Below are 16,756 nucleotides of genomic sequence, written 5' to 3'. Positions count from 1 at the left end.
ATCGTGACAGCGGCCGCTTCCCGTCATCTCGCCACGCTGGTGCTGCAACGCCTGCTACTGGTGGCCCTGCTGCTGGGGCTGTGGTGGTGGGGCGCTACGCGCGTGCCGTCGTTCGTGCTGCCCGGCCCGGAGAAAGTCGGCTTGGCCCTGATTTCGCTGTGGCACAGCGACACCTTCGCCGCCGACGTGGCCGCCACGTGCCGACGCGTACTGTCCGGTTTCGTGCTGGCCACCTTCGTTGGCAGCGGCCTGGGACTGACGCTGGGCGCAAGCCGCGTCCTGGCCCGCTTCTTTGAACCGGTACTGACGGTCTTCAACACCGTGTCGTCGGCCATCTGGGCCATCTTCGCCATCATCTGGTTCGGCATTTCCGATGCTACGACGGTTTTTGTCGTGTTCATGACCGCCATGCCACTGATCCTGACCAATGTCTGGGAAGGCACCAAGACCGTCGATCTCCACTATGTCGACCTGGCACGCAGCTTCCGCATGTCTCGGCTCCAGGTGCTGCGCAAGATCTACGTGCCGACAATCCTGCCGCATTTCTTCGCCGGCGCGCGACTGGCGTTCGGGTTCGGCTGGCGCGTATCGCTTGTGGCCGAGACGATCGGGTCGTCCAGCGGCATCGGCTATCGGCTGCGGCAAGCCGCCGACCTCGTGCAGACGGACCAGGTATTCGCGTGGACCGTCCTGCTCGTCGGCCTGATGCTGCTGCTCGAAGGCGGCTTGCTGAAGCCCGCGGAACGCTGGTTGTTCCGCTGGAAGGCAGCGGCGCGGCAATCGTCTATCCCCTCCGTTTCCTTCCAAGCCTGAGACTTCATCGTGCGCAAACTACTGTCAGCGGCCGCCGCCGCGTTCTCCGCCTATTCCGCATTCATCGCGCTCTCCTACGCCGCGATCACCCCTGCGACGGCCAGTGCCGCCGAGCCGGCGCACACCGTCAAGATCGGCTATTGGACCAGCGGCGTCAGCCTCGGCTATGGGTCGGTTCTCGAAACCAAGGATTTCCTGGCCAAGCGTGGCGTGCGCGCCGAGTTCGTTCACTTTCCCGACGTCAACGCGCCGCTGCGGGCGCTGGCTTCCGGATCGATCGACCTTGCGTTCGGCGCACCCGTAGCCGGGGTGTTCGGTACCGCCGCATCGGGCGTGCCCATCCGCATCTTTGCCGCGACGCAGCCAGCCGATGTGCAGTTCGTCGTGCCAAAGGATTCACCGATTCAGTCGATCCGTGAGCTAAAGGGAAAGAAGGTGGGCATGTCGCCCGCCGGCTCCTCGGTCGCGGTGATTGCCGGGGCCGTGCTCGCCGGGAACTATCAGATCAGGAGCGGCGACTTCGCGCTGGTCGGTGGCAACGAATCGCGCCTTGCGCAGTTCCTGGTCCAGAAGCAGGTGGATGCGGCGGCGCTGCGCTCGGTCACCGTGGAGCAACTCGGCGACGAACTGCCGGTACGCAAGCTGGGCACGTTCGCCACCGAATGGAAGACGCTGACACAGTCCGATGCCGTGCCCTACATCGGCGTGGGCGCTGCGCGCGCCGATCTGGTCGACAACCATCCGGAAGTGGTGGCACGCGTGATTGCTGCCTTGCGCGACACGCTGGCCTGGGGCAACGCAAATCGCGACGAAGTCGTTCAGATCCTGCAGAGGAAGGCCAACCTTCCGGCGGACGATGCCAAGGTCTATGTCAGCCACTGGAACGATATGAACCGCGTGACCTTCGAGCCCGCGGACATCGCCACGCTGCGCCGCCAGCACGCCGTGTTCGTCGAATCCGGCCTCGTCAAGGGCGAACTGAAGGACGATCTGTTTGCCCTCAAGCCCTATGCGCAGGCCAAGGCGCTCAAGTAAGCCCGCCTGACTGATTCCACCTTTTCCATTCCGCCTTCCCATCCCCCAAAGGAATCCATCGTGACTCAATCCATGCAAGCGCTGGTGCTCGACGCACACGGCACCGTCGAAGAACGGCTGCGCGTCGTCGCCGACAAATCCGTACCCAAGGCCGACGAAGGCCACGTCGTGATCAGCGTAGGGGCGTCGTCCTTCAACTATCACGACGTCTTCACCGTCCACGGCATGCCCGGCATCAAGGTGCCATTTCCTGTGGTGATCGGCCTGGATCTTGCCGGCACGATCACCGAACTGGGCGCCGGCGTGACCGGGTGGAAAGTCGGCGACCGCGTACTGGTGAACCCGCTCAAGCCTGGCGTGGGCCTGATGGGCGAGATGACCGATGGCGGCATGGCACAGTTCGCGCGCGTGGATGCACGTCAGTTGATCGCCCTTCCCGACAACGTCACGTTCGCGCAGGCCGCCGCACTGCCGGTGGCCTACGGCACGGCACATCGGATGCTTGTTACCCACCAGACCGTCAAGGCCGGCGACAAGGTGCTGGTACTAGGCGCCAGCGGAGGCGTGGGAACGGCCACGGTACTGCTGGCAAAGATGCTGGGCGCTGAAGTCATCGCTGCGGCGGGATCCGACGACAAGGGTGCGCGACTCAAGGCACTGGGCGCTGACCACATCATCAACTATCGCGAGGTCGATTTCGGCAAGTGGGTCATCGAGCGCTACGGCAAGCCGCAGCGGCGTACCTTCGATGGCGGTGTCGATGTCATCGTCAATTTCACCGGAGGCGATACGTGGCTGCCCTCGATCAAGAGCCTCAAGCGCGGCGGCACGCTGCTCGTCTGCGGGGCCACAGCCGGCCATGACCCGAAGGAAGACCTGCGCTACGTCTGGAGCTTCGAGCTGAACATCAAGGGGTCGAACAGCTTCTACGACGACAACCTCAAGGCCCTGCTGGCACTGGTTGCCGACGGCAAGCTCGATCCGGTGATCGACAGCGTGCTCCCGCTGGACCAGGCCGCCAAAGGGCTGGCACTGATCCGCGACCGCGCCGTGCTGGGCAAGGTCGTGGTGACGCCTTAAGGCATCGACGCAAGCCGCTTTCGCACACGCCTCCCCACCGACATCGATACGAGAACATGACACAGACCACCACCCTCCCCTCCGCCGCAGAGGTACAGGCACGATTGCTCCGCGGCCCTTATCACCAATGGCTCGGCCTGCAGGTCGAATCCGTCTCCGAAGGCGAGATCACGTTGACCGCGAAGTTCCGCGACGAATGGATCGTCAACCCTGACGGCGGCTACATTCATGGCGGCATCCTGGCCGCGCTGGTCGACCTTGGCGCTGACTGGGCGCTGGTTTCGCACACCGGCAAGGGGGTGCCGACGGTGGACCTGCGCGTGGACTACCATCGCCCGGCGCGCGGCGATCTGAAGGTCGTGGGCACGGTCATCAAGACCGGGCGCCTGGTGAGCGCAGCCGAGGCCAATGTCTACGACGCCGAAGGCCGTCTGGTGGCCAGCGGCCGGGGCGTTTACGCCACGCCTGCGCAGGCTTGACGCATCATGGCAGCTGAAGCGCACGCGGCACAGGGCCGCAATCTCGGGAGCGTGATTGCCCGCGACGCCGATCCCGCCACGCTGGCCATCGTCGGCGTCGGCGCGAACGGGGAGGCAACCCAACATACGTACGGCGCCATCGATGCCGCCGCGGACGCCATTGCGCGCGGCCTGCTCCGGCGGGGCCTGGTGCAGGGCGACCGCGTCGCGCTGCTTGGCGTGAACTCAGTCGACTACGTCGTGTCACTACTCGGCATCATGCGCGCCGGATTGATCGCGGTGCCGGTGAATTTCAAGCTGCCACAGGCACTGGTCGACTATATCGTCGACGACAGTGGCGCAAAGCTTGTGCTGTGCGACAAGGCGAAACACGCGCAGGTGCCCGCCGGCGCGCCCGTCATCGCGTTCGGCTCATCCGAATACGCGGCCCTGAGTGCGCCGAGCGGCGATACATCGCCTTTCACGCCGTACGCGCCCGCCGATGAAGACCTGGCGCTGCTGCTCTATACCTCCGGCTCCACGGGGCGGCCCAAGGGTGTGCGCCTGAGCCACGCCAGCCACCTCTGGGTGGTGCGGGCACGCCAGGCCAGCACACCGCTGACCAACGAGCGCGTGCTGATTGCCGCGCCGCTGTACCACATGAATGCGCTGGCGCTGATCCTGCTGGCGTTGGCCTGCCACGCGCCATTGGTGCTGCTGGACCAGTTCCAGGCCGCTGCCTATATCGATGCGATCGGACGCCACCAATGCACCTGGCTGACCGCTGTGCCGCCGATGATCGCGATGATGCTGCGCGAGCATGAATTGCTGGCCCGCACCGATCTGAGCAGCGTGCGGGCAGTACGCATGGGATCTGCGCCGGTCAGTCCCGCGCTGAAGGCACAGATTCATCAGTTGCTGCCCAATGCGCGCGTCATCAACGCCTATGGCACCACCGAGGGCGGCCCCGTGGTCTTCGGCCCACATCCCGATGGGCTGCCTACGCCAGCGCAATCAGTCGGCTATCCGCATCCCGCCGTGGCGATGCGGCTCATCGACGAGCGGGGTCAGGCGGCCGATGAAGGCGTGCTGGAGTTGCGTAGCCCCGGACTGATGCTTGGCTACCACCAGCGTGCGGAATTGCGGCCCTTCACCGATGACGGCTATTACATCACCGGCGACGTGTTCCGCCGCGATGCCGATGGCTTCTACACCTTCGTGGGCCGGCGCGACGACATGTTCGTCAGCGGCGGCGAGAACCTTTACCCAGGCGAGATCGAGAAGGCGCTGGAGAGGCACGAAGCTGTGCAGCAGGCCAGCGTAGTCCCGGTTCCCGATGAGATCAAGGGCACCAAGCCGGTGGCATTCGTGGTGCTGCGTCCAGGCATCGCGCCGCCCACCGAGCACGCGCTGCGCCAATGGTCGCTGACACAGCTGGCCGCCTATCAGCACCCGCGGCAGATCTGGTATGTCGATGCGCTGCCGCTGGCCGCCACGCAGAAGATCGACCGGCGCGCACTGGCCGACGAAGCCGTGCGCCTACTGGTTCCATAACACCCCCCCGATTGCAATCCGCAGGAGTCCATGATGTTGTTCTGCAAGCCGGCGCGCGCCGGCGCCATCCTCGCCGCGCTCGGCACCACCGCTCTCTTCGCCACCTCGGCCCAGGCGCTCGATGAAGTCACGGTGGCGCTGGCCATTCCCCCGGCTGTCCACGACGGTGCGCCGTATGCCGCCGCCGAAGCGCTGGGCCTGTTCAAGGAGGCCAACCTTAGCGTCAAGACGATCGTCTTCCAGGGTGCTGGCGCCCTGCTGCCCCAGGTGGCGGGCAAGCGCGTGACGTTCGGCTATCCAACATCGGAACCGGTCATCGCGAGCTATTTCTCGGGCAAGGACCCGCTGCCACTGCGCTATTTCTATAACGGGGTCCCAGGCAATACGATGGAGTTTGCCGTGCTGGCCGATTCGCCGATCCGCACCCTGGCCGACCTCAAGGGCAAGCAGATCGGCGTGGGCGCGCTGACATGGGGCACGATTCCGGGCGGCCGCGCGGCGCTGCGCATCGCAGGCCTGGAGCCGGGCAAGAACGTCGAGTACGTGGCAGTGGGCGCGCTCGGAGCGGGGTTCCAGGCGCTGCGCACCCATCGCGTTGATGCGCTGAACTTCAACAGCAGCTGGGACGACATGCTCGAGTTCTCCGGCACCAGGATCCGGCGCATCGCGTATCCGGCGGTGTTCCAGGAGACGGCCGGGAACGGCTTCATCGCGCACGTCGATACCCTGCGCGACCAGCCCGACCTGGTGCGCCGCTTCGGCCGCGCCTACACCCAGGCCCAGATCGTTTGCGAGGCGAATCCCGCATTCTGCGTCAAAGCGTTCTGGCAGCAGCATCCGGAGACCAGACCGGCCGGCGACGAAGCCAGGCAGCTCGCCGAGGCGTCCGAACTGCTGACACGCCGGCTGAAGCGCGTGCTTTACACGCCGTCGGGTACGCTTCGCGTGCCGGGCCAGTACGATCTGCCGGCCATCCAGCGCGGCATCGATGCCATGGCCAAGGCCGGCGAATATCCCAGCGCCGACGTGCCGGTACAGAAGATCTTCTCGAACGAGTTTGTCCAGGCGTTCAGCGACTTCGATCGCGCCGCGCTGGTACGTCGCGCAAAGGCAGCCCAATGACCCGGCATCTGCACGCGCGAATCGATATCGCGCCGGCTGACGCGCTGGTGGATGTGCCGCGCGAGATCACGCTGCGAGGTTTCAACGGCGACGAATGCGTGGCCCTGGCCGCCACCTTGAACCATCCTGACGGCAGCCAGTGGGAAAGCCAGGCCGTGCTGACTGCCGATGCCGACGGCACGGTCTCGGTCAGCGCCACGGCTCCAGTCAGCGGCGACTGGATCGTTGCCGACGCCACCGCGCCGGTCTGGGCGATGCGGCGGCTGCGCGCCCCCACGCGCCCGGCATGGAGCGAAGGCACCGCACCGCTAGAGATCGCGCTGACAGCCACGGGCCAATATGGCGCACAGGCGCGCGCGCAATACACCTTGCGGTTCCTGGCGCCCGGCGTCACGCATCGGCCGGTACGCGAAGCGGGGCTTAGTGGCACGCTCTACACCCCGGCGAGCCCCGGCCCGCATCCGGCGGTACTGGTGCTTGCCGGTTCGGGCGGCGGGATGCACGAACAACGCGCCGCGCTGTACGCCTCGCACGGCTACGCGGCGCTGGCGCTCGGCTATTTCAAGGCACCGGGCAGGCCAGATCATATCGACGACACACCGCTCGAATACTTCGAAACCGCGCTACGCTGGATGCACGATCGCCTGGCGCCCCGGCACGGATTCGTTGCGATTTCAGGCGTGTCGCGCGGCGGTGAACTCGCGCTGCTGCTGGCGTCCTGCTTCCCTGCGCTGGTCTCGGCCGTCGTCGCGTACGTACCCAGCGCTGTGGTGCATGGCACGCTGCGCGCGGGCCATCCTGACAAGCCACGCGATGCCACCGCGTGGACATGGCGCGGCGCGCCGCTGCCCAATGTCTGGCGCGACAACCCCGACGCCGACTGGCACGCGTTCGATCATCCGCCCGCACCCGGCCAACCGGTACGTCAGGCAGCCGCTTTCCATACACCGCTGCGCAACGCCGGGGCCATGGCACGCGCCCGCATCCCCGTGGAAAACATCCTGGGACCCGTTCTGCTGATATCGGGCACCGATGACGGTTTCTGGCCATCCACGCTCTACAGTGAGCAGGTGGCCGATGTACTGGGCCAGCGCAAGAACGGGGCGCCCGTAGAGCACGTGCGCGGCGAAGGCGCCGGACACGCAATCGGGCTACCGCAGTTGCCCGCAACGCTGATCGCAAAGCCGCACCCGGTGGCCGGCCTGCTGCTCGATGGCGGTGGCACCGCGATGGCTAACGCCAGGGCGAGCGCCATCTCTTGGGCACGGGTGGTCAATTTCCTCGCCGATGCCGAGCAGCGGTCGGCAAGCGGTCATGCTGTGGGAGCGCCCGCGTCATGAGCGCCGCACTCTCGATATGCGGCGTGGGTCTGACCTATCCGACGCGTTCCGGCCAGACCGAGGCCCTGGCCGACGTCGATGTGGAGATCGGTGAAGGCGAGTTCGTCGCCTTGCTCGGCCCCTCGGGATGCGGAAAATCCACGCTGCTGCGCCTTGCCGCCGGCCTGCTTTCACCGACGCGCGGACACATCGCACTGAATGGGCGGCCCGTCGAGGGGCCCAGCCGCAGCACCGGCGTGGTGTTTCAGAAGCCGAGCCTTCTGCCCTGGAAGAGCGTACGCGAAAACGTGCTGCTGTCAGCACGCACGCAGGGACTGGACCCTGCCCGCGCAAAGGCCCGTGCGGATCAACTGCTCGACCTTGTCGGCCTGACCGCCTTCTCCGAAAACTATCCGTTCGAGCTGTCGGGCGGCATGCAGCAACGCGTCGGCATCGCGCGCATGTTGCTACCTGACCCCGCACTGCTATTGATGGACGAGCCTTTTGCCGCGCTGGACGCGCTGTCCCGGGAGACCCTGACCTTCGCGCTGCAGGACATCTGGAGCGTCCAGCGCAAGTCGGTGTTATTCATCACCCACAGCATTCCCGAGGCCGTGTTCCTGGCCGACCGAATCCTGGTCATGTCGCCCCGCCCTGGCCGCATCGTGGAGTCACTGCCAAATCCGCTGGCGCGCCCGCGCAGTCTCGACACGTTCGACAATCCGGAGTTCACCACGCTCACCCAGCATCTGCGGAGACATTTCAATGCCCACTGACACCGTGGCCCGGCGGCTGCCCGCACTGGTCTATCCCGCCATCAGCATCGGCCTGCTGCTGCTCGCCTGGGATCAGGCCGTACGATGGCTTCGGATTCCCGACTACCTGCTGCCACCGCCAGAGGCGGTGTTTCGTTCGCTCGCAGATGGCTTTTTCACGGGCACACTGTGGCCGCATATCGGCGCCACGCTGCTCAATACGGTGGCCGGCTTTGCGGTGGGCAGCGTGCTGGCCGTGGTACTCGGCGCGTTGCTGGCGGAATCCGAGACTTTCGAACGCTTTGTCTACCCTCTGCTGGTGGGCCTGCAAGCCACCCCGAAGGTAGCGCTGGGACCCATCCTGCTGGTCTGGTTCGGTTTTGGCGCAGCATCGAAGATTGTGCTGGTGGCCCTGGTCTGCTTCTTTCCGCTGTTCGTCAACACGGTCAACGGCATCCGGCGCACCGATCCCGAACTGCTCGAAGCGTGCCGCGCCTTCAGCGCTTCGCGCGGTTTCCTGCTCTGGCACGTAAAGCTGCCGGCAACGCTGGGCGACATCTTCTCCGGCTTGCAGATCGGCGTATCGCTGGCATTGATCGGCGCCGTGGTGGGCGAATTCCTCTCCGCGCAGCGAGGGCTGGGTTTCCTGATTGCGTCATCGTCGGTCAGCATGAACTCGGCCACGATGTTCGCGGGCGTATTGCTGCTTGCGCTGACAGGGCTCATTGGCGTGGAGGGGGTTCGGGCCGTCCACCGGCGCGTCGTCTTCTGGCATCCGACGGTACGGGGCCGATAGCAGCGGCGAGAAATCTAGACCAACAGACCGCGTGCGTCCGAGATCGGCCGTGGATTCAACCGGTCGACGGATCGTTGTCTCACTCCAGCCGACACCTGCGCCAGAGTGCAATGCGCCGCGCAAGGGAAATACAATCGGTGCTCTAAGGGATTTTAGGCAATCAGCTGGTGATCCACCGAAGCACGATGTTTAAAACCTCCACCGCAATCCCACCGTCCCGGTATGGTCCTGGTTGCCGCCGCCAAACTGCCCGGTATAGCGCAGGCCGAGCGTGGCCATGGGCGAGATGGCGAAATCGGCGCGCAGTTCGGCCAGGGCCGCGTTCTGGGCGATCGGGGCGCCCGTCACCGTGAACGGCTGGCTGCCGTCGAACGCCAGCGTTGTGGCCGGGCGTACGTCGCCGAACGCGTGGCGCCAGCCCGCCCCGACGTAGAACGCCGCGTCGGTACCGCCAAACTGGACGCGCGCGCTGGTGCGCAGGCCGAGCGTGGTGGTGGTCAGCGTGTTGCTGTCGCCCGGGCTGTGCAGGGCCGTCGAGCCGCCCGTCTCCGCGAAGCTGCGCGTGCGTGTGTCGCTCCAGGCCACGCCGGCATACGGCTCGAGCTGGGTTGCCGCCGATAGCGGCATGGCGAAGCCGGCTTCCGTGAAGACCTGCGCCGTGCTGGCGTGATAGCTGGCCGTCAGGGACTGGACCGTGCTGCCCCCGAGGCTGGCCTGCCGGTCGGTGTCGGCGTCGTGCCAGCTATAGGCGGTGCCGAACAGCCATTTGAGCTTGCCGCCGCCGAGCGCGAAGGCGCGGCCGCCATATAGCGTGGCGCTGAAGGAATCGGTGATGGCGCGCGAGGACCGTTCGCTCACGCGCAGCGTGCTGTTGGCGTAGCCGAACGCCCCGCCGATGCGCCAGTCTTGCCCCACCGCCCCGTCGCCGCCCAGATAGAAGCCGCCAGTCTGCTGGCGCGCGCGCGCCGCATCGGCACTCCCATGGAAATTCTGCCAGTTGCCAAGCACCTCCACCCACAGCGGCTGGGCGGCGGAAATGGGCAGCGCTGCGGCCGGCAGGGGGCCGCCTAGCTGGGCGATGGGCGCGCCGGGCAGCATGCCGGCGGACAGGCTGTCGTTCAAATGCGCCAGCGGCAGCGCCCGTGCGCCACCGGCCAGGGTCATCAGACCCGTGGCCACGCTGGCGTGGGCCTCCCCGGAGAGACTGTCGAAGACGGCCGGCGGCGCGCCCTCGGGCAACGTCACCACGGCTTCGTGCACCGGGTTGCTGTCCGACAGGGTCTCCAGTGCGTTGGCCACGGCACGCTGGTTGCCGGTGACCGCGGCGTCGGCAAAGCGCATCGGGCGCGGGGCGGCTCCGCCAATCCCGCCACCTGCGCCGCCACCCGTGCCCGGATCGACCGGCGAGACGGGCGATACAGGGTCCGTCACGTCCTTGCGCGCGAGTGCCAGGGTGACCTCGTTGGGGCCATATGTCAGCGTCGGGTCAAGGAACGCGTAGTTCGAACTTACCGACGCAAAGCGGCCCTGCACCGTCCCGGCCGTCAGGATGCTGTAGCGGCGCGTGGACGCGAAGTTGCCGTCGGGGCCGACATGGACCACCGCACCGCCGAGTGTGGCCGTACCGCTCACCGCCACGCGGTCGCTGGCCGGCGAGGCCGGGTCGGCTTCCACGCGATAGGTCGAACCGGCGGCCAGCGTCAGGTCGCCGATGACGGTCAGCGTGCCGATGGAATTGCCCGGTGCCAGCGTGCCGCCCGATGCAATCACGGTACTGCCCACACTGCCGGCGCCGCTCAGCGTGGCGCCGTTATTCACCATGACCGCACCGGTCACGCTACCGCTCACTGCCAGCGTGCCGGCGCTGACCTGCGTCGCACCGGTATAGGTATTCGTGCCGCTCAGCGTCAGCGTGCCGGTGCCGATCTTGATCAGACCGCCGCCGGTGCCGCCACCGGCCCCGCCATCCTCGATCGTGCCGCTCACGGTCGTGGAGGTGTTGTTGCTGCCCACGGTCAAGACGTTCTGGCCGAGCTGGAAGCGCCCCGCCCCCGCGATGGCGCCGGCGGTGATCCGGTGGTCGAAGGCCGGACCGGATGTGCCCGAGAAATCGACCCAGCCGCCCGCATCCGCCACCAGCGAGGCGTTGCCGGCGGTACTCCAGCCCCAGAACTCGGTATAGCTGCCACTGCGGGTGGTGACCTGGCTGTTTCCGCCGGTGCTGCCCTCCTGGAAGGACATCACGCCCCCGTTGTTGACGATCGTGGCATTGGCCGCCGTGCTGCTGCCGAGCAGGTACGTGAACCCGCCGAGGTTCGTCACCTGGGCATCGCCAAGCGTGCCGGCGCCGTACAGGTTGATGTAGCCGGATCGATTGACCACCTGCCGGCCGCCCAGGTCGAAGCCGCCGTTCAGGCGCAGCGTTGCGCCGCCAGCGACACTGACTGCACCACTGCCCAGCGCGCCGTTGACGTTGGCGATCAGCGTGCCGGCGCTGACCTGCGTGCCGCCGGCATAGGCGTTCACGGCGTTCAGTTCCAGCGTGGCGTTGCCGGTCTTGGTCAGGCCGCCGGGGCCGTCGATGACACCGTTGTGCGTCAGCGTGCCATTCGTGACCTCGAAGGTGCCGCCGCCGGCACCGAGCGTGGTGGCGCGCCCGGTGGTCATGGCTGCGGTGGTGCGCAGCGTGCCGCCGTTCAGCCCGAGCGTGCCAGCTGCCGCCCCAAGGTGGGCGTCGGACGAAATCGCCAGCGTGCCGCCCAGGATTTGCCAGCTCGTGATATCCGTGTTGCTACCGGCGAGGGTCCAGACCGACGCGCCGATTTTCTCGAAATGCTCGAAGCCACGATAAAGGCCGGCGTTGCCGATGCCGCCGGTCAGCGTGGCAGCGCCCGTGTCGCCAGCCAGCGCCAACGTGTCGTCAGTGCCGTAGGCCTCGATGCTCCCCACGAAGCTGTTGGTCCAGAACTCGAAACGGTTCGTGCCGCCCGTGAACTGGACCGCCGCCGCGCCGGGGCCGCTTGCTACGATGGTCCCCTTGTTGACGATGGTCAGGTTGCTGCCGCGCACGCCCACGCCGGACGCACCCGTAGTGCCGTTCGCGGCCGGCGAACCATCGAAGTTCATGCCACCCTGGCCACCCGCGCCCCCCGCGCCCCCCCTGATCGTGCCCTCGTTCAGCAGCGTGGAGCCGCTGGCCAGTTCCATGCCGCTGCCGCCCATGCCGCCCTTGCCGCCCACGCTGCCGTAGAAATCGTAGACGCCGTCGCCGCCGTTGCCCCCGGTCCCGCCATTGCCACCCGCCACCACGGCATTTGCTTCGATATGTACCGTGGCCGCGCTGGTCAGCAACATGCCGACACTGCCGTCGCCGCCGTTGCCCGCGCCTTGGAGGCCCGCGATCGGCTTCGACCCGCCGCCGTTCCCGCCATTGCCGCCCCGGCCGCCGGACACCCCGCCGCCCGCCTTCACCACGATCTCGGTACCGCCCGCGTGGATCAGGCCGTACCCACCTTCGCCACCACCGCCGCCGCCCCCCTGATACGCTACCGGCAAATAGCCGTCATCGCCACCGTTGCCACCCTTGCCACCACTGCCGCCGAACACGCCGGTGGAGATGGTGGTCGGCACGGCACCCATCACCATGCCATCCGCGCCACCCCCGCCGCCACCGCCGCCGCCACCTGCGTACGAGGCATTGTCGAAGTTACCGTTGCCACCGTCGCCACCACCCTGGCCCGGCGCGGTACCCGCTGCGCCCGCCAGCCCCCGCGGCATCGCCTGGGACGCGTTGATGCCGCCCGCCCCACCGGCCGCGTTGCGCGCGCCGCCCCCGCCGCCGGTGCCGTCGCCATCGGGCACGGTCAGCCCACTCTGGCCAGCCTGGCCCGAAGCGACGCCGCCCAACCCGCCCGGCAGGTTAAAGCTGTAGCCCCCGGCGCCACCATTGCCGCCAGCGGCCTGCGCCGGCGACCCGGAAAGGGACATCATGAGGATGGCAACAGCGCCGGCAATGGCGCGCAGGCACGGCTGTTCACCGGCGGTGAGGCTCGAATGTCTTGTCATGCGGATTTGCGGCCGGCCAGGCCGGCGACCCTTTTCCCTGCGCGGCGACCAGCGGCTTGCCGCCTATGCGTGCGCTTTCATTGTTTTAATGTGCAGGCGGGCGCCCGTGCGAACATCAGTGGCATCGGCAAAAAGCCGAAACGGTGCACGAGATGGCCCCCTCGGGGCGGGATTTTCGCAATTCTGCGAATAGAAAGATACGCCTGAGTACCGCAGATATGCCTCAAAACAACAGCCCATATGTTTTAAGCCGCGCTTCGAGGTTAACGTTCATGCGTCCCGCACGCCCGATGCGCATTCACGGCTAGATGCGCAAAGGTGCCTCCCGCGTGGATCGCCAGGCGGACAGCGAGGCTGGCCGCGACACTTCTTTCGAGTCCCCGGTCCGTCGCCCTTCGGCTAGTCCCCAATCCCAGTTCATAATAACGACCGCGGCGCGACGAATGGAACGGCGTGTGCCTGCATCTCTTATTTCGACGTGGAGAACGCAAATGCGTGACATCATCGACGGCTTCCTGCGTTTTCAGCGAGAGGTCTATCCGCAACGCGTTGAGCTCTTCAAGCAACTCGCGACGACGCAACATCCAAAGGCGCTGTTCGTCACCTGCTCGGACAGCCGCGTCGTGCCTGAACTCCTTACGCAACGTGAACCGGGCGAATTGTTCGTGATTCGCAATGCCGGCAACATCGTGCCTTCGTACGGTCCAGAACCCGGCGGGGTCTCGGCCACCGTCGAGTATGCGGTCGCGGTGCTGGGCGTAAAAGACATCGTGATATGCGGCCACTCCGACTGCGGCGCGATGGGCGCCATTTCGCGGTGCACGTGTCTTGACCATCTCCCGGCGGTTGCGAGCTGGCTGCGCCATGCGGATGCCGCCAAAGCCATCAACGCGGTGCACCATTTCGACACGCCCCGCGCCAAGCTCGACGGGCTCGTGCGCGAAAACGTGATCGCGCAACTTGCGAATCTGCGCACGCATCCCTCTGTGGCACTAGCCCTCGAGCAAGGACGACTGAATCTGCACGGCTGGGTGTACGACATCGAGGCAGGTAGCATCGACGCACTGGACGGCACGACCCGACGCTTCGTGCCGTTGGCCGAGTCGCCGACGACAGTTGCGGTGACTTCCCATCACCACAGAAGCGTATGACTGCGCCCTCCCTTCGCGCCAGTAGGAAGGTGCCAGGAATAATTGGGACCTGAAGTGAAGAGCGCGCAGGGCATCCGCTCGTACCCGCCGAAATGCGTGTCGACTTCTGACTGATCTACCACGGTAACCTCCACTCCCACCCTTTCCTGCGGAAGCCCCAGGAGGATCGCTAGTGCGGGTTCAAGATGAAATGCCGCCTCTTTATCTCTCGCGAACGTCGTACCGACCCGGATCAGATAGCTTTCCCCGTTCGTAGCGCAGGCGTGTACGGTGGCGGCCGAGTGTTAGCCATTCGACACGAAACTCCAGGATGTCCTCGACATTCGGTTCACACCGGCGAGACGCGTGAGCGTCCGCCGGCGTGTGCCGTCAGTCGGCGTTGACGGTGATGCCGCGCGACTTGGCCAGGAGGCTATTTCCCAAACCGTCAACGCCAATCGAAAATTGCGCAGCGATGGAGGGGAGAATTGTAGATATTGCCGGCGGCCCATAGGTCGCGGCACGCTCGTTCTTCGTTCACCATCCAGCGTGTGTGTGCCTCCGCCGTTGCCAAGCTGCCCAAGCCATTCCCACTAGAAACGCCAGTGCCGGGGCGAAGATAGGCACAGCCGCACGAAGGACCACTCTACTTACCGTCATGGCCTGCTCTCTCGGTCGATTCATTGATCACGGTTGGGTGATGCTTCCAAAGCAGGGCCTCCACGCCTTCCAACTGCAACAGGTCCACGCCGGTGACGATCAATCTCGCGCAATCGCCAACTGAGTCCTCGTGGGCCTCCGGGCTCTGAGCGCCTACGATTTCCACAATCAGGCTGCGAAGTGCGGGTAAAACTCCCTGCTCGCCCTCCTCGCCCACCGATTTCTGTGAAAGCTGGACGCTAACGGCGAGGCCGGGATAAGTGTCTCGCAAAGCCTGACAGGCACTGGCTGCTGAAGATTGATTAGAAAAGCTCGCCGTGATCGTGGACATTTCATCCTCCGTGTCCTGCGCATCGAAATTAGCGATTCCTGCAACCACCATGCCAAGTCGCGCGCCTTCATCGTGTTCGCCTCCGACCGTGGATGGTCAAGCCTAACCCGCGCCGGCGGGCGGTTCAGGCGACTAGGGAATGAGGCCGGCCTGGCGACAGCCCATAACCGCGTTATCGAACAGGCCGATGTCCCGGCGCCCACGCGCCACCAGTTGCGCGCCTTCGATGGCGGCAAACATCGCCAATGCGCGTTGGCGGCGCTTCTGCACGCCCGCAAGTGGATCGTCCATTTCCACCACTCGCATGAGCCACGCGATATTGACATCGGTAAAACGGCCCACTTCCGAGCGCACGGCCTCAGGCAGGGCTTCCTGTTCCGCTGCCATGATTCCACAGAGGCACATACGGTTGCCGTTCAGCAGCGCGGCCCGAAAGATCGCCACATAAGCGTCGAGCAGTACCGTCGGATCCTCGGATGTCTTGAGCAACTGTTCCAGCATCTCCGCGCCTGAATCCGTGTACTCGCGCGCCAAGGCTGCGCCGAGATCTCCCTTGGTGGGGTAATGGTGATGGACGGCGGGTCCTTTTATGCCCAGCCGAGCCGCAATGTCGCGGAAACTGAGCGCGTTATAGCCCTGCGCTTGGACCAGTCCTCGGGCTATTTCTAAGATGCGTTGTTTGGTGTTTGTCGAAGCCATGCCGCATTGTACTAAATGACTTAGCGCTAAGTAAGCTTGACGTGGTGCGAATGAGCCTTTAGGATCTGCCTACTTATCAATAGGTAAGCCACCCAAGAACGCGCACTACAGGCACAAAATGAAAATCTTCGACATCCCAGGCTTTCCTAATCCGCTGCGCATCCGCATCGTTCTCGCTGAAAAATCGCTGGCCGACCGCGTGACTTTCGTGAAGATCGATCTTCCCGCCGCCGAGCACAAGCAGCCAGCCTTCCTGGCCATCAATCCGACAGGCACCGTTCCGGTGCTGCAGTTGGACGATGGCACGTACATTTCAGAATGCACGGCCATCACGGAATACCTCGACAATCTCGATGGCAAGCCGGTGCTGACCGGCCGCACGCCAAAGGAGAAGGGCGTCATCCATATGATGCAGAAGCGCGCTGAGTCTGAACTGATCGATGCGGTAGGCATCTATTTCCATCACGCGACGCCCGGGCTAGGCGCCGGGTTGCAGCCCTACAAGAGTCCGGACTGGACCGGACGGGTGGAATGGGGCAATCGCCAGCGCGAGAAGGCCGAGGCCGGTATGCGCTACTTCAACGCGGTGCTGTCCAAGCAAGCGTATGTGGCGGGTGACGCGTTCTCGATGGCCGATATCACTGTGTGGGCGGGGCTTCTGTTCGCGGGCTTTGCCGAGATTCCGGTGCCGGCCGAATGCGTTCATCTGATGGCATGGCGGGCCAGGATGGATGCGCGACCATCGGTCAGCCATCCGGCCTGACCGCGTCTCCCTCCGGTTAAGTCGCGCCGGCGTTACTTCGGCGCGCCCGGCTGCGGGGGTCCACCCGGCGCCGTTGTGTCGTCGCTCTTAAAGGTGTATTGAAATTGGTCACCGGGACGTGAACCATGAATTCGCCGATGCGCTGACTGCCGCCCCGATTCGGCAGACGGGCTGAT

14 protein-coding genes are annotated in these 16,756 nt (G+C 65.7%); 11 read left to right on the top strand and 3 right to left on the bottom strand.

The annotated features are described in order from the left end of the window. The first annotated feature begins 3 nt into the window (after positions 1–3). The 9 genes from AC1DEL_RS00815 to AC1DEL_RS00775 all read left to right on the top strand — a co-directional run bounded on the left by AC1DEL_RS00815 (position 4) and on the right by AC1DEL_RS00775 (position 8,932). On the top strand, positions 4–813 hold the full coding sequence (locus AC1DEL_RS00815) for an ABC transporter permease (RefSeq protein WP_255370787.1): 810 nt from the start codon (positions 4–6) through the stop codon (positions 811–813). A 9-nt stretch (positions 814–822) separates the two neighbouring features. Beyond that, the gene (locus AC1DEL_RS00810; protein ID WP_092294027.1) at positions 823–1,848 is read left to right on the top strand and encodes an ABC transporter substrate-binding protein; all 1,026 of its coding nucleotides are present in this window, start codon (positions 823–825) and stop codon (positions 1,846–1,848) included. Between the two features lie 72 nt (positions 1,849–1,920). Next, the gene (locus AC1DEL_RS00805) at positions 1,921–2,928 is read left to right on the top strand and encodes a zinc-binding dehydrogenase (protein ID WP_177219907.1); all 1,008 of its coding nucleotides are present in this window, start codon (positions 1,921–1,923) and stop codon (positions 2,926–2,928) included. A gap of 56 nt (positions 2,929–2,984) precedes the next feature. Further along, the gene (locus AC1DEL_RS00800; RefSeq protein ID WP_092294031.1) at positions 2,985–3,407 is read left to right on the top strand and encodes a PaaI family thioesterase; all 423 of its coding nucleotides are present in this window, start codon (positions 2,985–2,987) and stop codon (positions 3,405–3,407) included. A 6-nt stretch (positions 3,408–3,413) separates the two neighbouring features. Then, entirely contained in the window at positions 3,414–4,940 is a 1,527-nt protein-coding gene (locus tag AC1DEL_RS00795; RefSeq protein WP_092294033.1) for a class I adenylate-forming enzyme family protein, read from the top strand. Positions 4,941–4,970: 30 nt separating this feature from the next. Next, positions 4,971–6,062 (top strand): ABC transporter substrate-binding protein, encoded by a 1,092-nt coding sequence (locus AC1DEL_RS00790; protein ID WP_255370788.1) that lies wholly within the window; start codon positions 4,971–4,973, stop codon positions 6,060–6,062. Beyond that, positions 6,059–7,402 carry an acyl-CoA thioester hydrolase/BAAT C-terminal domain-containing protein gene (locus tag AC1DEL_RS00785; RefSeq protein WP_477125104.1) on the top strand — a complete coding sequence of 448 codons (1,344 nt, stop codon included), beginning with the start codon at positions 6,059–6,061 and terminating at the stop codon, positions 7,400–7,402. Before AC1DEL_RS00790 ends, AC1DEL_RS00785 begins: the two co-directional genes overlap by 4 nt. Next, positions 7,399–8,157: an ABC transporter ATP-binding protein gene (locus AC1DEL_RS00780; protein WP_441644904.1), complete on the top strand. Its 759-nt coding sequence runs from the start codon at positions 7,399–7,401 to the stop codon at positions 8,155–8,157. Before AC1DEL_RS00785 ends, AC1DEL_RS00780 begins: the two co-directional genes overlap by 4 nt. Further along, positions 8,147–8,932 carry an ABC transporter permease gene (locus tag AC1DEL_RS00775; RefSeq protein ID WP_441591230.1) on the top strand — a complete coding sequence of 262 codons (786 nt, stop codon included), beginning with the start codon at positions 8,147–8,149 and terminating at the stop codon, positions 8,930–8,932. The genes AC1DEL_RS00780 and AC1DEL_RS00775 overlap by 11 nt, the downstream gene beginning before the upstream one ends. 189 nt (positions 8,933–9,121) lie before the next feature. Here the strand turns inward: AC1DEL_RS00775 and AC1DEL_RS00770 are convergent, their stop codons facing one another. Then, positions 9,122–12,997, bottom strand: coding sequence for an autotransporter domain-containing protein (locus AC1DEL_RS00770; protein ID WP_477125105.1), 3,876 nt, complete (start codon positions 12,995–12,997; stop codon positions 9,122–9,124). Positions 12,998–13,488: 491 nt separating this feature from the next. Here AC1DEL_RS00770 and AC1DEL_RS00765 point away from each other — a divergent pair, with 491 nt between their 5' ends. Continuing rightward, on the top strand, positions 13,489–14,148 hold the full coding sequence (locus tag AC1DEL_RS00765; RefSeq protein ID WP_092294045.1) for a carbonic anhydrase: 660 nt from the start codon (positions 13,489–13,491) through the stop codon (positions 14,146–14,148). Positions 14,149–14,773: 625 nt separating this feature from the next. Here AC1DEL_RS00765 and AC1DEL_RS00760 read toward each other — a convergent pair. Both AC1DEL_RS00760 and AC1DEL_RS00755 read right to left on the bottom strand, forming a co-directional pair. Next, positions 14,774–15,118, bottom strand: coding sequence for a hypothetical protein (locus AC1DEL_RS00760; protein WP_477125106.1), 345 nt, complete (start codon positions 15,116–15,118; stop codon positions 14,774–14,776). A 132-nt stretch (positions 15,119–15,250) separates the two neighbouring features. Further along, entirely contained in the window at positions 15,251–15,817 is a 567-nt protein-coding gene (locus AC1DEL_RS00755) for a TetR/AcrR family transcriptional regulator (protein ID WP_477125107.1), read from the bottom strand. 118 nt (positions 15,818–15,935) lie between these two features. On the opposite strand from AC1DEL_RS00755, the gene AC1DEL_RS00750 reads away from it, so the two are divergent. Beyond that, positions 15,936–16,580, top strand: coding sequence for a glutathione S-transferase (locus AC1DEL_RS00750; RefSeq protein ID WP_477113126.1), 645 nt, complete (start codon positions 15,936–15,938; stop codon positions 16,578–16,580). The last annotated feature ends 176 nt before the right edge of the window (positions 16,581–16,756 follow it).

The organism is Cupriavidus sp. 10L43_2, from assembly GCF_056395265.1.
Note: the sequence above shows the minus strand (reverse complement) of the source record. Positions and strands in the feature narration are given on the sequence as shown.